Source organism: Streptosporangium canum, from assembly GCF_900113865.1.
GTDB lineage: Bacteria > Actinomycetota > Actinomycetes > Streptosporangiales > Streptosporangiaceae > Streptosporangium > Streptosporangium canum.
The window spans coordinates 31,931-47,147 of the sequence record NZ_FOQY01000039.1 but is presented as its reverse complement, the minus strand read 5'-3'; the positions used below and the strand labels follow the sequence as shown (position 1 = coordinate 47,147).

Genomic DNA, 15,217 nt, shown 5'->3' with positions numbered 1-15,217 from the left:
AGCGTCCCGGCCGGAACGATCGCGCACCCCTTTGGAGGCCCCTGTGGCGAACCTGTCGCCGCGCAGACTGCTCCCGCTGCTCACGAGCCCTCACAAGGGGGGACGGACCGCCCTCACCTGCCGGTTCCGGTGCGGCAACCAGTGCGCCCACGACGTGCTGAACACCAGCGACAACGCCTACTTCGGCGATGTGGTCGCCGAGGCGATGTCCCGCCGCGGCGTGCTGCGCGCCGGCGCCCTCGGCGCTCTCGTGGCCGGCGTGGGAGTCACCACGGCGGTCCCGGCCGCCGCCGACCCGGCCGTGGAGGCGCGGACCGCCTCCGGCTTCGGCGGTGACCGTCACGGCGGCAGCGGTCTCCGCTTCACCGCCGTCCCGCCGAACACCGACGACAAGGTGACGGTCCCCGAGGGCTACGAGACGGCGCCCGTGGTGCGCTGGGGCGACCCGGTGCTGCCCGGCGCCCCCGCCTTCGACTTCGAGAACCAGACCGCCGCCGCGCAGGCCGCCCAGTTCGGCTACAACTGCGACTTCGTGACGTTCTTCCCGCTGGGGCAGCAGCGCGGCCTGCTCTGGGTGAACCACGAGTACACCGATGAGAACCTGATGTTCCGCGGCTACAAGAGCGGCGACACCGCGTCGGAGGAGCAGATCAGGATCGCGCTGGCCGCGCACGGCGGTTCGGTGGTCGAGGTCGAGCGGGTGGGCCGCTCGGGCCGGTGGAATCTGGTCACGCAGGGCCGCCGCCGCTACAACCGGCGTGTCACGGCGCAGACCCCGATGGCGTTCAGCGGCCCGGCCGCGGGCAGTGACCTGCTGAAGACCGCGGCCGATCCGGCGGGCGCCAGGCCGCTCGGCATGCTCAACAACTGCGCCGGCGGCACCACCCCGTGGGGCACGGTGCTGAGCGGCGAGGAGAACTTCAACCAGTACTTCGTCAACGGCAACGGCGTGCCCGAGGCGCAGAAGCCCTCCCTCACCCGGTACGGCGTGAGCGCCACGACCGGCATCCCGAGCGGCAACCGCCGCTTCGACCGGGTGGAGGAGCGGTTCGACCTGGCCAAGCACCCCAACGAGGTCAACAGGTTCGGCTGGATCGTGGAGATCGACCCGTTCGACCCCGACTCCACCCCGGTCAAGCGCACCGCCCTCGGACGGCTGGCCCACGAGGGCGCCACCACCTCCCTGGCCGGGGACGGCCGCGTCGTGGCCTACATGGGAGACGACTCCCGCTTCGAGTACGTCTACAAGTTCGTCTCCAGGAAGCGCTACATCCCCGGCTTCGACCGGCACAACCGGACGCTGCTGGACGAGGGCACGCTGTACGTGGCCAGGTTCACCGGCGACAGCCCGGCCGCGGAGATCGACGGCACCGGCAAGCTCCCCGCCGACGGCCTGTTCGACGGCTCCGGCGAGTGGATCCCGCTGGTCACCGGCGACGTCTCGCACGTGCCCGGGATGACCGCCCAGGAGGTGCTCGTCTATACCCGCCTGGCGGCCGACAAGGTCGGCGCGACCAAGATGGACCGTCCCGAGGACGTGGAGCGCAACCCGGTCACCGGCGGCGTCTACGTCGCGCTGACCAACAACTCCAACCGGACCCCGGCCCAGGTGGACGAGGCCAACCCGCGCCCGTCGAACAAGCACGGCCACATCCTGGAGATCGCCGAGCGCCGTAACGACGCCGGGGCCACGACCTTCGCCTGGTCCCTGCCGCTGGTCTGCGGTGACCCCGACGACCCGTCGACCTACTTCGGCGGGTTCGACAAGTCCAAGGTCTCGCCGATCTCCTGCCCGGACAACGTCGCCTTCGACGCCGAGGGCAACCTCTGGATCTCCACCGACGGCAACCAGCTCGGCGCCCACGACGGCCTGTTCGCCATGCCGGTCCGCGGCTCCGAGCGCGGCCATCTCCGCCAGTTCCTGAGCGTCCCGGTCGGCGCCGAGACCTGCGGCCCGCTGGTCAGCCCCGACCAGCGCAGCGTCTTCGTGGCCGTCCAGCACCCCGGCGAGACCAACGGGGCCACCCCCGAGGCTCCCACCAGCCACTGGCCCGACGGCGGCACCAGCCAGCCCCGCCCGGCCGTCGTGGTCGCCTGGCACAGGCAGGGCAAGAAGATCGGTTCCTGACCCCGGCGCCGCCCGCGCCGTGACGGGCGCGGGCGGCACGGTCCCGTCTTCCACGCACCGGTGCGACGGGGCGCGCGGTCTCTTCTCCCACGCACCGGTACGGCGGGGCGCACGGTCCCGTCTCTCACACGTCACCGGTGCGGCGGGCGCCCGGTCTCACGCCACCGGCACGGCGGGGCGCCCGGCGGGCGTCTCCAGGCTCTCCGGGGTCCGGGGGGTCCGGGGGGTCCGCAGGGCGAACAGGCTGACCGGCACGCCCACCAGCACGATGGCCGCCGCGATGACCAGGGTGGACTGGTAGGCCTCCAGGAAGGCCGTCAGCGGCGCGGCGCCGTCCCGGAGGATCGAGGTCTGCCGGCCGTTGAGGATCGCGCCGAGGACGGTGATCCCGAGCAGGCCGAAGATCTCCCGGGAGACGTTCAGCACGCCCGAGGCCACCCCGGCACGGCCGGTGGGGAGCGTGCCCAGGATGGCCGTGGTGAGCGGCACCAGCAGGCCGCCGCCCAGCCCGTAGACCAGGAACCACGGCAGCAGGTCCCCGAACGAGCCGCCCTCGCCGATGAAGGAGATCCCGAACACCGCCACGGCCATCAGCAGGAGCCCGGCGGCCACGGTCCGCGCGGTCCCGAGCGCGCCGCTGATCCGCGAGGCCACGGCCGCGGTCACCGCCATCACCAGGGCCATGGGCACGAACGAGACCCCGGCCTCCATCGGTGAGAAGCCCAGCGCGTTCTGCAGGTAGAGCGCGGTGAAGAAGTAGATCCCGAACACCCCGAACGACCACAGCCCCATCGAGAGCACGCCTCCGCTGAAGACCCGCGACCGGAACAGCGACAGGTCGATCATCGGCTCCCGGCCCCTGGTCTCGATCACTGTGAACGTCACCGCCGCCGCCACCGCGAGTCCGAAGGCGCCCAGGATCTCCGGCGAGGTCCAGCCGGCCCCGTCGCCCTCGATCAGCCCGTACGTCAGCGCGGACAGCGCCAGGCTGGACGTCACCAGTCCGGGGACGTCCAGGCTGTGCCGTACCCGGTCCTGCGAGGCCACTCTGATCGCCCACAGGCCGAGCCCGAAGGTCGCGATCCCGATCGGCACGTTGATCAGGTAGATCCACCCCCAGTCCCACCGCTCGCTGATGAACCCGCCGGTCAGCGGGCCGAGGGCCAGGGCCAGCGCGCCGACCGCGCTCCACATGCCGACCGCCGTGGCGCGTTCCCGGGGGTCGGGGAAGATCGAGGTGAGCAGCGCGAGCGCGGTGGGCGTGAGGAACGCGGCGCCGACGCCCTGCAGCGCCCGGGCGGCGATCAGACCCGTGCCGTCCGTGGCCAGACCGGCGGCCAGCGACGCCACAGTGAACACGCCGAGACCGATCATGAAGATCCGCCGCCGTCCGAAGACGTCCGCCAGGCGCCCGCCGACCAGCATCAGCCCCGCGAAGACCAGGATGTAGCCGCTCACGATCCACTCCAGCCCCGAGATGCTCAACCCGAGGTCCCGCTGGATCGTCGGCAGTGCGACGTTGACCACGTTGTTGTCCAGATATGTCATGAAAGTGGCCAGCGAGATCGCTCCCAGCGCCCACCACTTGCGGGTAGCCGTCACTTCAACTCCCCTACGTTGTACTTGTACGGCGTACATGTACGGCGGATAGTGGATCGTGTACGGCGTATAGTTGTCAAGCGTGATGGGAAAACTGAGCCGCGAGGCCGTCGTCGACCAGGCGCTGGAGATCGGCTCCGCCGAGGGACTGCAGGCGGTGACCATCCGGCGGCTCGCCCAGGAGCTGGGGGTCACCCCGATGGCGCTGTACTGGCACTTCAAGAACAAGGAACAGCTGATCATCGGCATGGCCGACCACCTGGTCGAGGGGTTCGTGATCACCGAGGACTACGACAGGCCGTGGCAGGAACAGCTCCGCGAGCTCGTCGCCGGCCTGATCAAGGTGCTGCGGCGCTACCCGTGCGCGGCGGCCGTGCTGGAGGAGGTGGACCACATAACCGTGCCGAGCTTCCTACGGGTGTGGGACACCGGGCTCGGCCTGGCCAAACAGGCGGGATTCTCCTATGAGGAGAGCTGCCTGATCTCCAGATACCTGCTGCAGGGGGCGATCGCCCTGGCCGCCGGCCCGACGGACCGCCGCCCCGGCCTGTCGGACCAGGACGCCGCCGAACATGTGCGCGTCAAGCGCGTCGGCCTCCAGTCCCTGCCGCCGGACGTCTACCCGCACATCGTGGAGATGGCCGCCCCCCTCTGCGAGCGCGGCACGGCCGAGTTCTACGACACCTTCGGCGTCGACCTGCTGGTGACCGGCATCGAGACCCTGGCGGCCCGCCTCCATCGGGACTGAACACCGCCCCCGCCCGGACTTCGCGCCGCCTGGGCCGTACGGCGACCTGGACTCCGCGCCGCCTGGGCCGTACGGCGACCTGGACTCCGCGCCGCCTGGGCCGTACGGCGACCTGGACTCCGCGCCGCCTGGGCCGTACGACGATCCGGCTCCGCGATGACGTGGCTCCGCGATGTCCGGACTCCGCGCCGACCGAGCAAGCAGGCGTGTGGTCCCCCGGGCCGCGGCCCCTTAAGTTGATCTATATGACAGATCGTTCGTTTGAGCTCGTCTGCGAGGTCGAGCCGCCGACCCGCCCGGACCTGAGACACGTCCGCCACCAGATCGGCACGCTGAGCAAGATCGCTCACTCGTTCCTGATCCCGGACAACCACATCGGCCGCGCCACGGTCTCCAGCGTCGCCGTCGCGCACGAGGTACAGAAGATGGGTGGGCGCAGCATCGCGTGCATCAACTCCCGCGACCGCAACCTGCTGGGATTCCGCCGCGACCTGCTCACCGCCGCCGCCTACGGGGTGGACCAGTTCCTGTTCGTCTACGGGGACAAGCCCACCTCGGGCAACCGGACCAGCGACCTCACCGTGCGCTCGATGATCGAGGAGGTGCGCTCTCTCGGCGAGGACCCCGCCTTCGCCCAGACGCCCGCCTTCCGGGTCGGCACCGCCGCCGGGCTGCGCCCGCTGCCCGCCTGGAAACGCACGGCCGACTTCATGTTCGTCCAGGTCAGCTTCTCTGTCGAGGCGCTGCTCCGGTGGCGCGAGGCCAACCCCGTGGACCTACCGGTCTACGCGGGGGTGATGGTCATCGCCAGTGAGAACCACGCCCGCCGCCTGGCCGACGCGATCCCCGACATCGACATTCCCGCCGGCCTCGTGGAGCGGGTCGCGTCCGACCGGCTCGCCGGGGTCGAGGCGGCGTGCGAGCAGGTGCTGCGCATCCGCGACTCGGGCGCGTTCGACGGCGTCCACCTGATCCCGGTGGCCCGCTACCGCGAGGTCGAGTCCCGGTTGAGCGGCATTCTCTGACGGTCAGTCGAAGAACTGGGCGATCCGGAATCTGCGCACCTGGAGGGGGACGGAGTAGCGGCTGATCACCCGGATTTTCCTGATGCGGGTCTTCTGGTTGATCGTGACCTTCACGCACTTCATGCAGACCTCGTGGTCTCCGGGCAGGGCGTAGTAGGAGATCGAGACGGCGCGGCGGCCGAGGCCCCTGTTGGAGAGCCCCAGTCCGACCTCCCGGTAGAGCCGTGTCGAGCCCTTGAGGGTGAACGCGGTGGAGCCGATGATCGCGTGGTTCGCCGCGGGGGGACAGTGCGCGAGTATCCGGACGTTGTTGTTCTGGCGGGGCCACTCCGGTAGGACCCGGAGTGACGTGCGGTTCTTCAGCTCGGCGGGGATGTGGTCGCCGGTGACCGCCCCGATGCCCGCCGGCGGCGGAGGGGAGGCCGTGGCCGGGACGCCCGAACCCATCACGAGAGCGGCGGCCATTCCCAACCCGATGACGGAACGCACGTGCTCCTCCTGCCGGACGGACGCTCGGGCGCCGGCGGCAGGTGCCCGCCGGGCGACGGAGCGCGGGTGACGGTGGAGGGGATAGCTGGGGCGGTCCCGGTGAGACCACCCGGGAGACCGCCCTGACCAGGCTGTCGATCTCATTATGCCGACCGCGTCGCGCCGAGCGGGGCGCCACGCGGTAGCGGGCGCCCGCCGGGCCCGCTACCGCGGAGCCGGGTCCTGTCCGGGCGGCGCGGCCCGCGCTCTGGCCAGCACCGACATCAGGGCGCCCGCGAGGGCGACGGCGAACAGGACGGCGTAGGTCCTCCGGAAGCCGTCCATGAGCTGGCCCACGGCGACGGGGGACATGCGCGACAGCGTGCCCTCGTAGACCAGGTCGCGTAGCTCGGGGCTGACCGAGCTGGTCAGGACGCTCAGGGTGAGCGCGACGCTGAGCACGATCCCGACATTCATGATCATGAGTCGGAAGCCGTTCACCAGGCCGAGACTTCCGGCGGGCAGCGCGGCCATGACCTGGGTGGTGTTGCCGGTAAGGAAGGTGCCGCTGCCGCAGCCGCACAGGAACAGGCCCGCCCCGACGATCCAGTACGGCGTGGCGGGGTCGGTGTTCAGGGCCAGGACGCCGAGCCCCGCCGCGCTCAGCAGCGAGCCTCCGACCGACAGCACGTAGGGGGAGATCCGGCGCCCGAGCGACCCGGCGGCCGGGGAGGCCAGGGCCATGCCGATCGGGACCGGGAGCACGCCCAGGGCGGCCGTGACGGCGTCGACGCCCCTGGCCGCCTGGAAGTAGAGGGCGACGAGCAGGATCAGCGCCGCGCGGGCCAGCGCGTTGCAGAACGAGGCGAGGTTGGCGAAGGCCAGCATCCGCTCGCCGAAGAGCCGCACGTTGAGCACGGGGTGTGACGCCCTGCGCTCCACGATGACCAGGACCGGGACGAGGGCCAGGGCGAGGGAGGCGCCGACGATCACGACGGGGCTGGACAACCCCCGCGACCCCGCCTCGGACAGCGCGATGAGTGCGGCCGACAGGGCGGTGAAGACGATCAGGTTGCCGAGCGCGTCCACCGGCTCGCGTGGCCCCCGGGCGACCCGGCGGAGGGTGAAAGCGCCCCAGACGAAGGCGATCAGCCCGGCGGGCACATTCACCCAGAAGATCCACTGCCAGCCGGCGGTCTCGGCGACGAGGCCGCCCAGGGTGGGGCCGGCGAGCTGGGCGACCGACAGGGTGCCGATGTAGACCCCCATGCCCTGGCTGAGACGGTCGGGTGGGAAGGCGTCGGTGATGATCACGGTCCCGTTGGCCAGGATCATGGCCGCCCCGACGGCCTGCACCGCCCGCATCGCGATCAGGAACCAGACGCCGGGCGAGAGCCCCGCCAGCAGCGACCCCACCGTGAAGAGGGCGAATCCCGCCAGGTAGACCTCCCGGCGCCCGAGCAGGTCGGCCACCCGGCCGAAGAACACCAGGGTCGCGGTGTTGACGAGCAGGAAGGCCAGCAGGATCCACCCGGAGGCGAACGCGTCCGCGTGGAAGTGCCTGACCACCGCGGGAAGTGCCACGTTCAGCGTGCTTCCCGAGACGCCGATCAGCACCAGGCCGAGGCTGGTGACCGAGCAGACCCGCCACGCGTAGCGGAGCCTCGACACGTATTCGGGGGAGCCGGGCAGGTCCTGGGGGAGGGAGACCATGGGCTCCAGTCTGACCTACGCCGTACTCCGGCTCCGGGGGAGATCGCCGTGCTCTCGACGACCCCGACGCGTCATCCGCCGAGCCGCCGGGCCGACCTGCTCTGACGCCATCGCGCGCCCCGGCGGCCGGCGGTGTCAGCGGGCCCGTCTGCGCAGGGCCTCCAGGTCGTGGATGATCACGCGACGGCGGCCCGTCTCGATCAGGCCCCGGTCCCGGAGCGAGCGCAGCGCCTTGCTGACCGCCTCGCGGGAGGCCCCGGTCCAGCCGGCCAGCTCGTCCTGGGAGAGCGGCAGCGTCACCCGCACGCCGCCGTTGACCGGCTCGCCGTACCGCTCGGCCAGCTCGACCAGCCGGGTCGCCACCCGGCCCGTGGTGTCGAACGCGCCGTACTCGATCCGCTTGCGGTCGGAGTCGCGCATCTTGCCGATCAGCGTCCGCATGAGCAGCACCGCGACCCGGCCGTGCTCCTGGAGGTAGCCGGGGAAGTCGCGGATCGCGATGCCCTCGACCGGCTCCAGCGCGGTCACCGTGGCCGACCTCGGCAGGCCGTCCAGGGCGGCGAACTCGCCGAGCAGCGCGCCCGGCCCGCGTACCGCGAGGATGACCTCGGTTCCGGTGGCGGTGTGCGAGGAGACCTTGACCCGGCCGGATGTCAGCAGGAGGACCCAGTCGGCGACGTCGCCCTCGGTGCACACCGCCGCGCCCCGGTCCCAGCGCCGGGGCCGCCCGGCCGCGTGCATCGCCGCGACCTCGTCGGCTGTGAGCAGGGTGACGAACTCGCCCGGTTCGGGAGTGGGACTCATGGGCACCTCCTGGCGATGTCGATTACGGCTGTACGGCTCTCGCGGGCGAGCGGATCCGGATCTCTACGACAGACCGGACAGCACGTACGCGTGGACGGGCTTCTCCTTGCCCTTGAGCGCGAGCTCGCCCAGGGAGCGGACCCTGGGACGGGGGGTGATCTGGTCGAGGGTGCTCTGGCCGATCACGACGGTACCGGGTTCGGCCACGCCTTCCAGCCGGGCGGCCACGTTCACGCAGTCGCCCATCGCGTTGAACCCGCGCAGTTCGGGACTGCCGATGTTGCCGACCAGCGCGAGCCCGGTGTTGATCCCGATCCTGAACCGGGGGTAGCCCGGCGTTCCGGCGCAGATCTCCTCGGCCGCCTCCTGCATGGCCAGGGCCGCCTTCGCCGCGGCGGCGGCGTGCCCCGGCTGCGGGGCGGGCGCGTTGAACAGCGCCAGCAGCGCGTCCCCCACGAACTGCACGATCGTGCCCCCGTTGCCGAGGATGATCGGCACGGCCGCCGTGTGATAGCGGTTCAGCATCTCGACGATCTCGGCCGGCGTGGCCCGCTCGGAGAAGCTCGTGAAGCCCTTCAGGTCGGCGAAGAGCGCCGTCAGCTCGACCAGCTCGCCGCCGAGCGCCGCCGTCCGCGGGTCGGCCAGCAGGGAGTTCGCCACGTCCGGGGACATGTACTGCCGGAACAGGGTGGACAGCTCCCGGTAGAGCCGGGCGTTCTCCAGGGAGAGGGACAGCTGGCTCGCCAGCGTGGCGGCGAGCGCCTCGTCCTGCGGGGTCCTGCCCACCGGCACCTCCAGCGCCCCGGCGAGCTGCCCCTTCACGGTCAGCGGGTGGACGACCGCCCTGTCCAGCAGGACGGGCCGGTTCCCCGGGAAGTCCCCGGGACCGTACTCCCTGGAGCCCATGGCGACCCGCCCCTCCGACACCAGCGTGATGCGCACGTCGCCGTACGCCTGCCGCACGCGGTCCAGGGCCCGGGTCAGCAGCTCGCGCTCGGGCAGCCCCACGCGGGCCTGGTTGCCGGTGTCCACCAGGGCGGCGAGCCGTTCGGACAGCTCCCGCTCGTTGGCCAGCGCCGCGCCGGCCCGGTCGAGCACCGCCGCCTGCCCCTCGGTGAGCCCGAACTTGCCCGCCAGCCGGGTCGCGGCCGGGACCTTGGTCTCGGCCCTCCGCCGGATGTGGCCGACGAGCTCCTCCAGGGCGTCCTCGTACTCAGCCCTGATCTTCCGCACGGTCGCCGACAGCGCCACCGAGTCGAACAGCCCCGCGCCGGTGCCCTCCCGCCGGAACTGCAGGTGGGCGCTGTAGGCGACGAACACGAAGGCCATGGTCAGCAGCACGTGCCACAGCCACCACGACAGGTGCCAGTTGTGGCGCGACATCCCGGCGATCATCGCCTCGGTGAGCAGGGCGTAGGCGGTGACCAGGCTGACCAGCATGGCGGCCGGGCGCCTGCGGTGGAGCTGGAACATCATCGCGGTCGCCACCGCGTACAGGGCGACCCCGACCAGCTCGAATCCGCCGAGACCGGCGCCGCGCGGGGGAGCCGGGGAGCTCAGCGCGGTGAGGCCCGGCACCAGCGAGGCGACTCCCCACACGACGAGCAGCGCGACGAGCCCGCCGCGCAGCCAGACCTGCGACCTGAGTACGGCCTGGGCCGCCCGCTCGTTCAGCGGCAGCGCCGAGACGGCCGCGAAGACCGAGGCGACGAGGAGGCCGATCGGCTGGGAGAGGTCGAACCCGTAGGTCCCCTTCGCAAGGATGATCCGGGGGGTCGCCAGGCCGTGCATCAGGAAGAACCCCGCGCTGCTCAGGAAGACCAGCGAGACCAGCAGCAGCCGGGCGTCCGCCCGCCGGGCCGACGCCTGGCCGATCATGGCGCCCAGGACCAGGTTGATCCCCGCCACGGCGATGATCAGCCAGAAATGGCTGAGGTTGTCGTGCCACTCGATGTTCAGGTCGTCGTGGTTGGCCAGCAGCAGCCAGAGCCCCAGCATCGGCAGGGCCAGGTGGATCACCCAGACGACCGCGCGGACCGGCTGGGTCGCCGGCGGGAGATACGGCTCTGACCTGGTGCGCTCCTGGGGTGATGTGCTCGAGAGGTCGTTCGTCGGCACGGGTGGCCTCCGTGGATGGGGGAACCCCGGTGGGCTCCCTGTGGCGTCCGCCCACGCCCACCGGGCGGGGTTCCCCCGAACGGACCGATTATCGCGCACCTCGTCAGCCGGTACGGAGATTTACGCGTGTGTGAACAAGAAGACGCGTTACGCGCGGATCGTCAACCCGACGGCCGCCTGCAGGGCGACCGAGATCAGGGTGACCTGGGGTGACGGCGGCACCCAACGGTGGCGGCTCCAAGGGCACTGTCTACGCGGTGTGCCTCAAGAAGGCTGAGTCATAGCTGAAGTGAGCGAGGCCCCTCCGGACGGTCGCCGGAGGGGCCTCCTGCCTTTCCGGCTCGATCGATCCGCCGGAACATGGAAAAAGGGGTACGGCTCGCGTGAGCCGTACCCCTTTTCGCGTGCCGGAAGCGATCAGCCGAAGATGCCCGGCAGGGTGGCCGTGTGGGTCTCCCGGAGCTCGGTGACCGGGACGTCCAGGACGCCCTCCACCGTCAGGGACGTGCCGCCGGTGGTGCCCAGGCCGTAGCAGGGGACCTCGTGGGCGGCGCAGAGGTCGGCGAAGGCGTCGAAGGACTCCGGCGCCACGGTCACCAGCGCGCGGGCCGACGACTCGCTGAACAGGTCGACGAACGCGTCCTCGCCCGTGAGGGAGACCGTGCAGCCGACCCCTTGGGCGAGGCAGGCCTCGGCCAGGGCGATGGCCAGGCCGCCGTCGGACAGGTCGTGGGAGCCGGTCAGCAGGCCGCGGGAGGCGGCCTCGGTCAGGACGAGCCCCATGGCCCGCTCGGCCTCCAGATCGGCCTGGGGCGGCAGGCCGCCGAGGTGGCCGTGGGCCACGTGAGCCCATTCGGAGCCGCCGAACTCCTCCTCGGTGTCCCCGAGCAGGATGATCTTCTCGTCCGGGCCGGTGAAGCCGCTGCGGACCCGCTTGGCCACGTCGTCGATCACGCCCAGCACGCCCACGACCGGGGTCGGGTGGATCGGGGTCGATCCCGTCTGGTTGTAGAAGGAGACGTTCCCGCCGGTCACCGGGACGCCCAGGGCCTTGCAGGCGTCGGCCAGGCCGCGCGTGGCCTCGGCGAACTGCCACATGACCTCGGGGTCCTCGGGGGAGCCGAAGTTGAGGCAGTCGGTCACCGCGAGCGGCTTGGCGCCGGTCACCGCCACGTTCCGGTAGGCCTCGGCCAGCGCGAGCTGCGCGCCCGCGTACGGGTCGAGCCGGGCGTAGCGGCCGTTGCCGTCCGTGGACAGCGCGATGCCCCGGGTCGTCTCCTCGGCGCCCGGCATGACCTCGCTGATCCGCAGCACGCCGGCGTCGGCGGGCTGGGCGAGCACGGTGTTGCCGCGGACGTAGCGGTCGTACTGGGAGGTCACCCACTCCTTGGACGCCAGGTTCGGCGAGCCGAGGAGCTGCAGCAGCGTCGCCCGGAGGTCGTCGGGGCGGGCCAGCCGCGCCGGGTCGTCGGCGTTGAGCGCCACCTGACCGGCCGGCTCGTGGAACGGCCGTTCGTAGACCGGGCCGTCGTCGGCCGCGGTGCCCGGCGGGATGTCCACGATGGTCTCGCCGTACCAGGTCATCACCAGGCGGCCGGAGTCGGTGACCTCACCGATCACGGTCGCCGGGATGTCCCACTTGGTGCAGATCGCCATGAAGGCATCGATGTCGTCGGGTGTGACGACGGCCATCATGCGCTCCTGCGACTCGCTCATCAGGATCTCTTCGGGCCGCAGCGAGGGGTCGCGCAGCGGGACCAGGTCCAGCCGGACGTCCATGCCGCCGGTGCCCTTGGCCGCGAGCTCGGTCGTCGCGCAGGAGACGCCGGCCGCGCCGAGGTCCTGGATGCCGACGACCACGTCCGCCTGGTACAGCTCCAGGCAGCACTCGATCAGCAGCTTCTCCATGAACGGGTCGCCCACCTGGACGCTGGGGCGCTTGGCGTGCGACTCGTCCTCGAAGGTGGCCGAGGCCAGGACGGAGGCGCCGCCGATGCCGTCGGGGCCGGTCAGCGCGCCGAACAGCACGACCTTGTTGCCCGGCCCGGGGGCGGTCGCCAGCTTGATCTGGTCCTTGCGGAGCAGACCCACGCAGAGCGCGTTGACCAGCGGGTTGCCGATGTAGCAGGGGTCGAAGACGACCTCGCCGCCGACGTTGGGCAGGCCCAGGCAGTTGCCGTAGTGGCTGATGCCCTCGACCACGCCGGGCAGCACCCGCCGGGTGTCGTGGGCGTCCGCCGCGCCGAACCGGAGCGCGTCCATCACCGCGATCGGCCGCGCGCCCATCGACATGATGTCGCGGACGATGCCCCCGACACCGGTCGCCGCGCCCTGGTGCGGCTCGACGTAGGACGGGTGGTTGTGCGACTCGATCTTGAAGGTGGCGGCCCAGCCGTCGCCGATGTCCACGACACCGGCGTTCTCGCCCATGCCGACGAGCAGGGCGTCGGACTCGGGGGCCTTGGTGCCGAACTGGCGCAGGTGCACCTTGGAGGACTTGTAGGAGCAGTGCTCGCTCCACATGACGCTGTAGATGGCCAGCTCGGAGCTCGTCGGCCGGCGGCCGAGGATGTCGCGGACCCGGTCGTACTCGTCGGTCTTCATGCCCAGCTCGGCGTACGGCTGGCGCTCGCCGGGGGTGTCCTCGGCCCGCTTGACGGTGTCCAGATGCGCCTCGGGCTCCTGGCCGCCGCGCTTGTCGGCTCGCTCGCTCACAGGTTCACCAGCTTCTTCAGGATGGAGGAGAAGAATCCGCGGCCGTCCGTGCTCGGCGCGCCGGTGAGGTCCTCGACGGCGTGCTCGGGGTGCGGCATGAGACCGACGATGTTGCCGGCCTCGTTGCGGATGCCGGCGATGTCGTTCAGGGAGCCGTTGGGGTTGCCTCCGACGTAGCGGAAGACGATCTGGCCGTTGCCCTCCAGCGCGCTCAGGGTCGCCTCGTCGGCGACGTAGCGGCCCTCGCCGTGCTTGACCGGCAGCACGATCTCCTGGCCCTCGGTGAAGTCCGACGTCCACGGGGTGGCGGTGTTCTCCACCCGGATGCCCTGGTCGCGGCAGATGTAGTGCAGTCCGGCGTTGCGCATCAGCGCGCCGGGCAGCAGATGGGCCTCACAGAGGATCTGGAAGCCGTTGCAGGTGCCCAGGACGGGGAGTCCGGCCCTGGCGGCGGGGATCAGCTCCTCCATCAGCGGGGCGAACCTGGAGATCGCCCCGCACCGCAGGTAATCCCCGTAGGAGAACCCGCCCGGCAGGAAGACCGCGTCCACCCCCTTGAGATCGGGATCCGCGTGCCACAGCGGGACGGCTTCGCCGCCTGCGTGGCGCACGGCGCGGGCCGCGTCCTGATCGTCAAGAGTTCCGGGAAAAGTGACGACGCCCACGCGGGCAGCACTCATGACAGCGTTCCCCTCCACAAACGAGCACCGCGCCGACGTCTCACACATCGGACGACGGTCTGCGGCGGTGCGCCCAGGCTATCCGCTCCCGGCCGGGAGGTCACACGCGGAGTCGTCCGATCACACAGCTCACCGCCGTGGAACCGGTCCGTGACGTGGAGGATCGCCCAGCGGCGGCGGCTCGGAGGTCATACGGCGGCGAGCATTCAGCGGCGGTGCGGGGCTTATACGGCGGCGAGCATCCGGCGGCGGTGCGGGGCTTATACGGCGGCGAGCATCCGGCGGCGGTGCGGGGCTTATACGGCGGCGAGCATCCGGCGGCGGAGGAAGGCGGCGTCCTCGTCCCAGTCGAGATGCTTGCGCAGATGCACGGTGGTGCCCCGGCCGGGGGTGATGTCGAAGGAGATCTCGTCCACCACGGCCTGCATGATGAGAATCCCCCGGCCGTTCTCGGTGTCCGCCGGGGGATAGTGCTCGGGCACGCTCAGGAGGCCGTGGCCCCTGTCGATGATGCGGACGTCGCAGCGGCCGTGGCCGATCGCGGCCTCGACCTCGTAGCGGTTGGCGGGGCCACCGTGGCGCACGGCGTTGGCGCACGCCTCGGTGACGGCGAGCAGGATGTCGGACACGCAGCCCTCGGTGACGCCGAGTGAACGCAGCGAGTCGCCCAGGGCTCTGCGGACCATGGGAATGCCGATGGCCTCTCTCGGCAGAGCCAACGAGAACTCGATATCCACCGGATCCCTCCCGGGCCAGACGTCACCCTGTCAAGGTTTCCCCCCAGAATCCGGGCTAACCGCAAAATAACCTTAATGTTATTTACTGTTGGTCAAGCTGTGGGATTAGGGCATATCCGGAGTGTGATTTACCCGGACGTAAGGAAACTCTCCACGCGATATAGGACGATCTACGACTCCACGGTGACTGTGTAGTCCTCGATCACGGTGTTGGCCAGCAGGGTCTCGGCCATCTTGCGGACGTCCGAAAGCGCGGCCTCGTCGGCGGGACCTTCGAGGTCCACCTCGAACCGCTTGCCCTGCCGTACAGCCGAGACACCGGAGAAGCCGAGCCGCGGCAGTGCGCGGGCGATGGCCTGGCCCTGCGCGTCGAGAATCTCGGGCTTCAGCATGACGTCGACGATGACGCGCGCCACGGTGTTCCTCCTGGTTGCAGCGGGGACGGTTCGGCGCCTCAAGCGTAACGGGCTTCTTACGGCAGT

12 protein-coding genes are annotated in these 15,217 nt (G+C 71.1%); 3 read left to right on the top strand and 9 right to left on the bottom strand.

What is annotated here, in order from left to right; genetic code table 11:
* The first annotated feature begins 43 nt into the window (after window positions 1-43).
* Window positions 44-2,128, top strand: a complete 2,085-nt coding sequence (locus BM085_RS36510) for a PhoX family protein (protein WP_218158927.1) — start codon at window positions 44-46, stop codon at window positions 2,126-2,128.
* A gap of 156 nt (window positions 2,129-2,284) precedes the next feature.
* On the opposite strand, the gene BM085_RS36505 is transcribed toward BM085_RS36510, so the two are convergent.
* Window positions 2,285-3,730 (bottom strand): MFS transporter, encoded by a 1,446-nt coding sequence (locus BM085_RS36505; RefSeq protein ID WP_093891344.1) that lies wholly within the window; start codon window positions 3,728-3,730, stop codon window positions 2,285-2,287.
* Between the two features lie 82 nt (window positions 3,731-3,812).
* On the opposite strand from BM085_RS36505, the gene BM085_RS36500 reads away from it, so the two are divergent.
* Both BM085_RS36500 and BM085_RS36495 read left to right on the top strand, forming a co-directional pair.
* Window positions 3,813-4,475 (top strand): TetR/AcrR family transcriptional regulator, encoded by a 663-nt coding sequence (locus BM085_RS36500; RefSeq protein ID WP_093891343.1) that lies wholly within the window; start codon window positions 3,813-3,815, stop codon window positions 4,473-4,475.
* Between the two features lie 245 nt (window positions 4,476-4,720).
* The gene (locus BM085_RS36495; RefSeq protein WP_093891342.1) at window positions 4,721-5,500 is read left to right on the top strand and encodes a methylenetetrahydrofolate reductase; all 780 of its coding nucleotides are present in this window, start codon (window positions 4,721-4,723) and stop codon (window positions 5,498-5,500) included.
* A 3-nt stretch (window positions 5,501-5,503) separates the two neighbouring features.
* Here BM085_RS36495 and BM085_RS36490 read toward each other — a convergent pair whose 3' ends face one another.
* From BM085_RS36490 to purS, 8 genes are all read right to left on the bottom strand, one after another.
* Complete coding sequence (locus tag BM085_RS36490) at window positions 5,504-5,989, bottom strand: hypothetical protein (RefSeq protein ID WP_143121220.1); 486 nt, start codon at window positions 5,987-5,989, stop codon at window positions 5,504-5,506.
* Between the two features lie 204 nt (window positions 5,990-6,193).
* The gene (locus BM085_RS36485) at window positions 6,194-7,681 is read right to left on the bottom strand and encodes an MFS transporter (protein WP_093891340.1); all 1,488 of its coding nucleotides are present in this window, start codon (window positions 7,679-7,681) and stop codon (window positions 6,194-6,196) included.
* A gap of 135 nt (window positions 7,682-7,816) precedes the next feature.
* On the bottom strand, window positions 7,817-8,485 hold the full coding sequence (locus tag BM085_RS36480) for a Crp/Fnr family transcriptional regulator (protein WP_093891339.1): 669 nt from the start codon (window positions 8,483-8,485) through the stop codon (window positions 7,817-7,819).
* Window positions 8,486-8,548: 63 nt separating this feature from the next.
* Complete coding sequence (locus tag BM085_RS36475) at window positions 8,549-10,603, bottom strand: adenylate/guanylate cyclase domain-containing protein (RefSeq protein WP_093891338.1); 2,055 nt, start codon at window positions 10,601-10,603, stop codon at window positions 8,549-8,551.
* A gap of 417 nt (window positions 10,604-11,020) precedes the next feature.
* A complete protein-coding gene (gene purL / locus BM085_RS36470) occupies window positions 11,021-13,318 on the bottom strand; it encodes a phosphoribosylformylglycinamidine synthase subunit PurL (RefSeq protein ID WP_425443293.1) in 2,298 nt (765 codons plus the stop codon).
* Window positions 13,315-13,998, bottom strand: coding sequence for a phosphoribosylformylglycinamidine synthase subunit PurQ (gene purQ, locus BM085_RS36465; RefSeq protein WP_093891337.1), 684 nt, complete (start codon window positions 13,996-13,998; stop codon window positions 13,315-13,317). Before purQ ends, purL begins: the two co-directional genes overlap by 4 nt.
* A gap of 296 nt (window positions 13,999-14,294) precedes the next feature.
* Window positions 14,295-14,735, bottom strand: a complete 441-nt coding sequence (locus tag BM085_RS36460; RefSeq protein ID WP_093891336.1) for an ATP-binding protein — start codon at window positions 14,733-14,735, stop codon at window positions 14,295-14,297.
* A gap of 170 nt (window positions 14,736-14,905) precedes the next feature.
* Window positions 14,906-15,151, bottom strand: a complete 246-nt coding sequence (purS, locus tag BM085_RS36455) for a phosphoribosylformylglycinamidine synthase subunit PurS (RefSeq protein WP_031157712.1) — start codon at window positions 15,149-15,151, stop codon at window positions 14,906-14,908.
* Window positions 15,152-15,217: the final 66 nt, after the last annotated feature.

What these genes read in the sequence shown, in the direction of transcription:
- BM085_RS36500 (WP_093891343.1), top strand. Translation starts at nt 3,813, where the DNA reads ATGGGAAAACTGAGCCGCGAGGCCGTCGTCGACCAGGCGCTGGAGATC.
- BM085_RS36495 (WP_093891342.1), top strand. Translation starts at nt 4,721, where the DNA reads ATGACAGATCGTTCGTTTGAGCTCGTCTGCGAGGTCGAGCCGCCGACC.
- BM085_RS36485 (WP_093891340.1), bottom strand. Translation starts at nt 7,681, where the DNA reads ATGGTCTCCCTCCCCCAGGACCTGCCCGGCTCCCCCGAATACGTGTCG.
- BM085_RS36480 (WP_093891339.1), bottom strand. Translation starts at nt 8,485, where the DNA reads ATGAGTCCCACTCCCGAACCGGGCGAGTTCGTCACCCTGCTCACAGCC.
- purQ (WP_093891337.1), bottom strand. Translation starts at nt 13,998, where the DNA reads ATGAGTGCTGCCCGCGTGGGCGTCGTCACTTTTCCCGGAACTCTTGAC.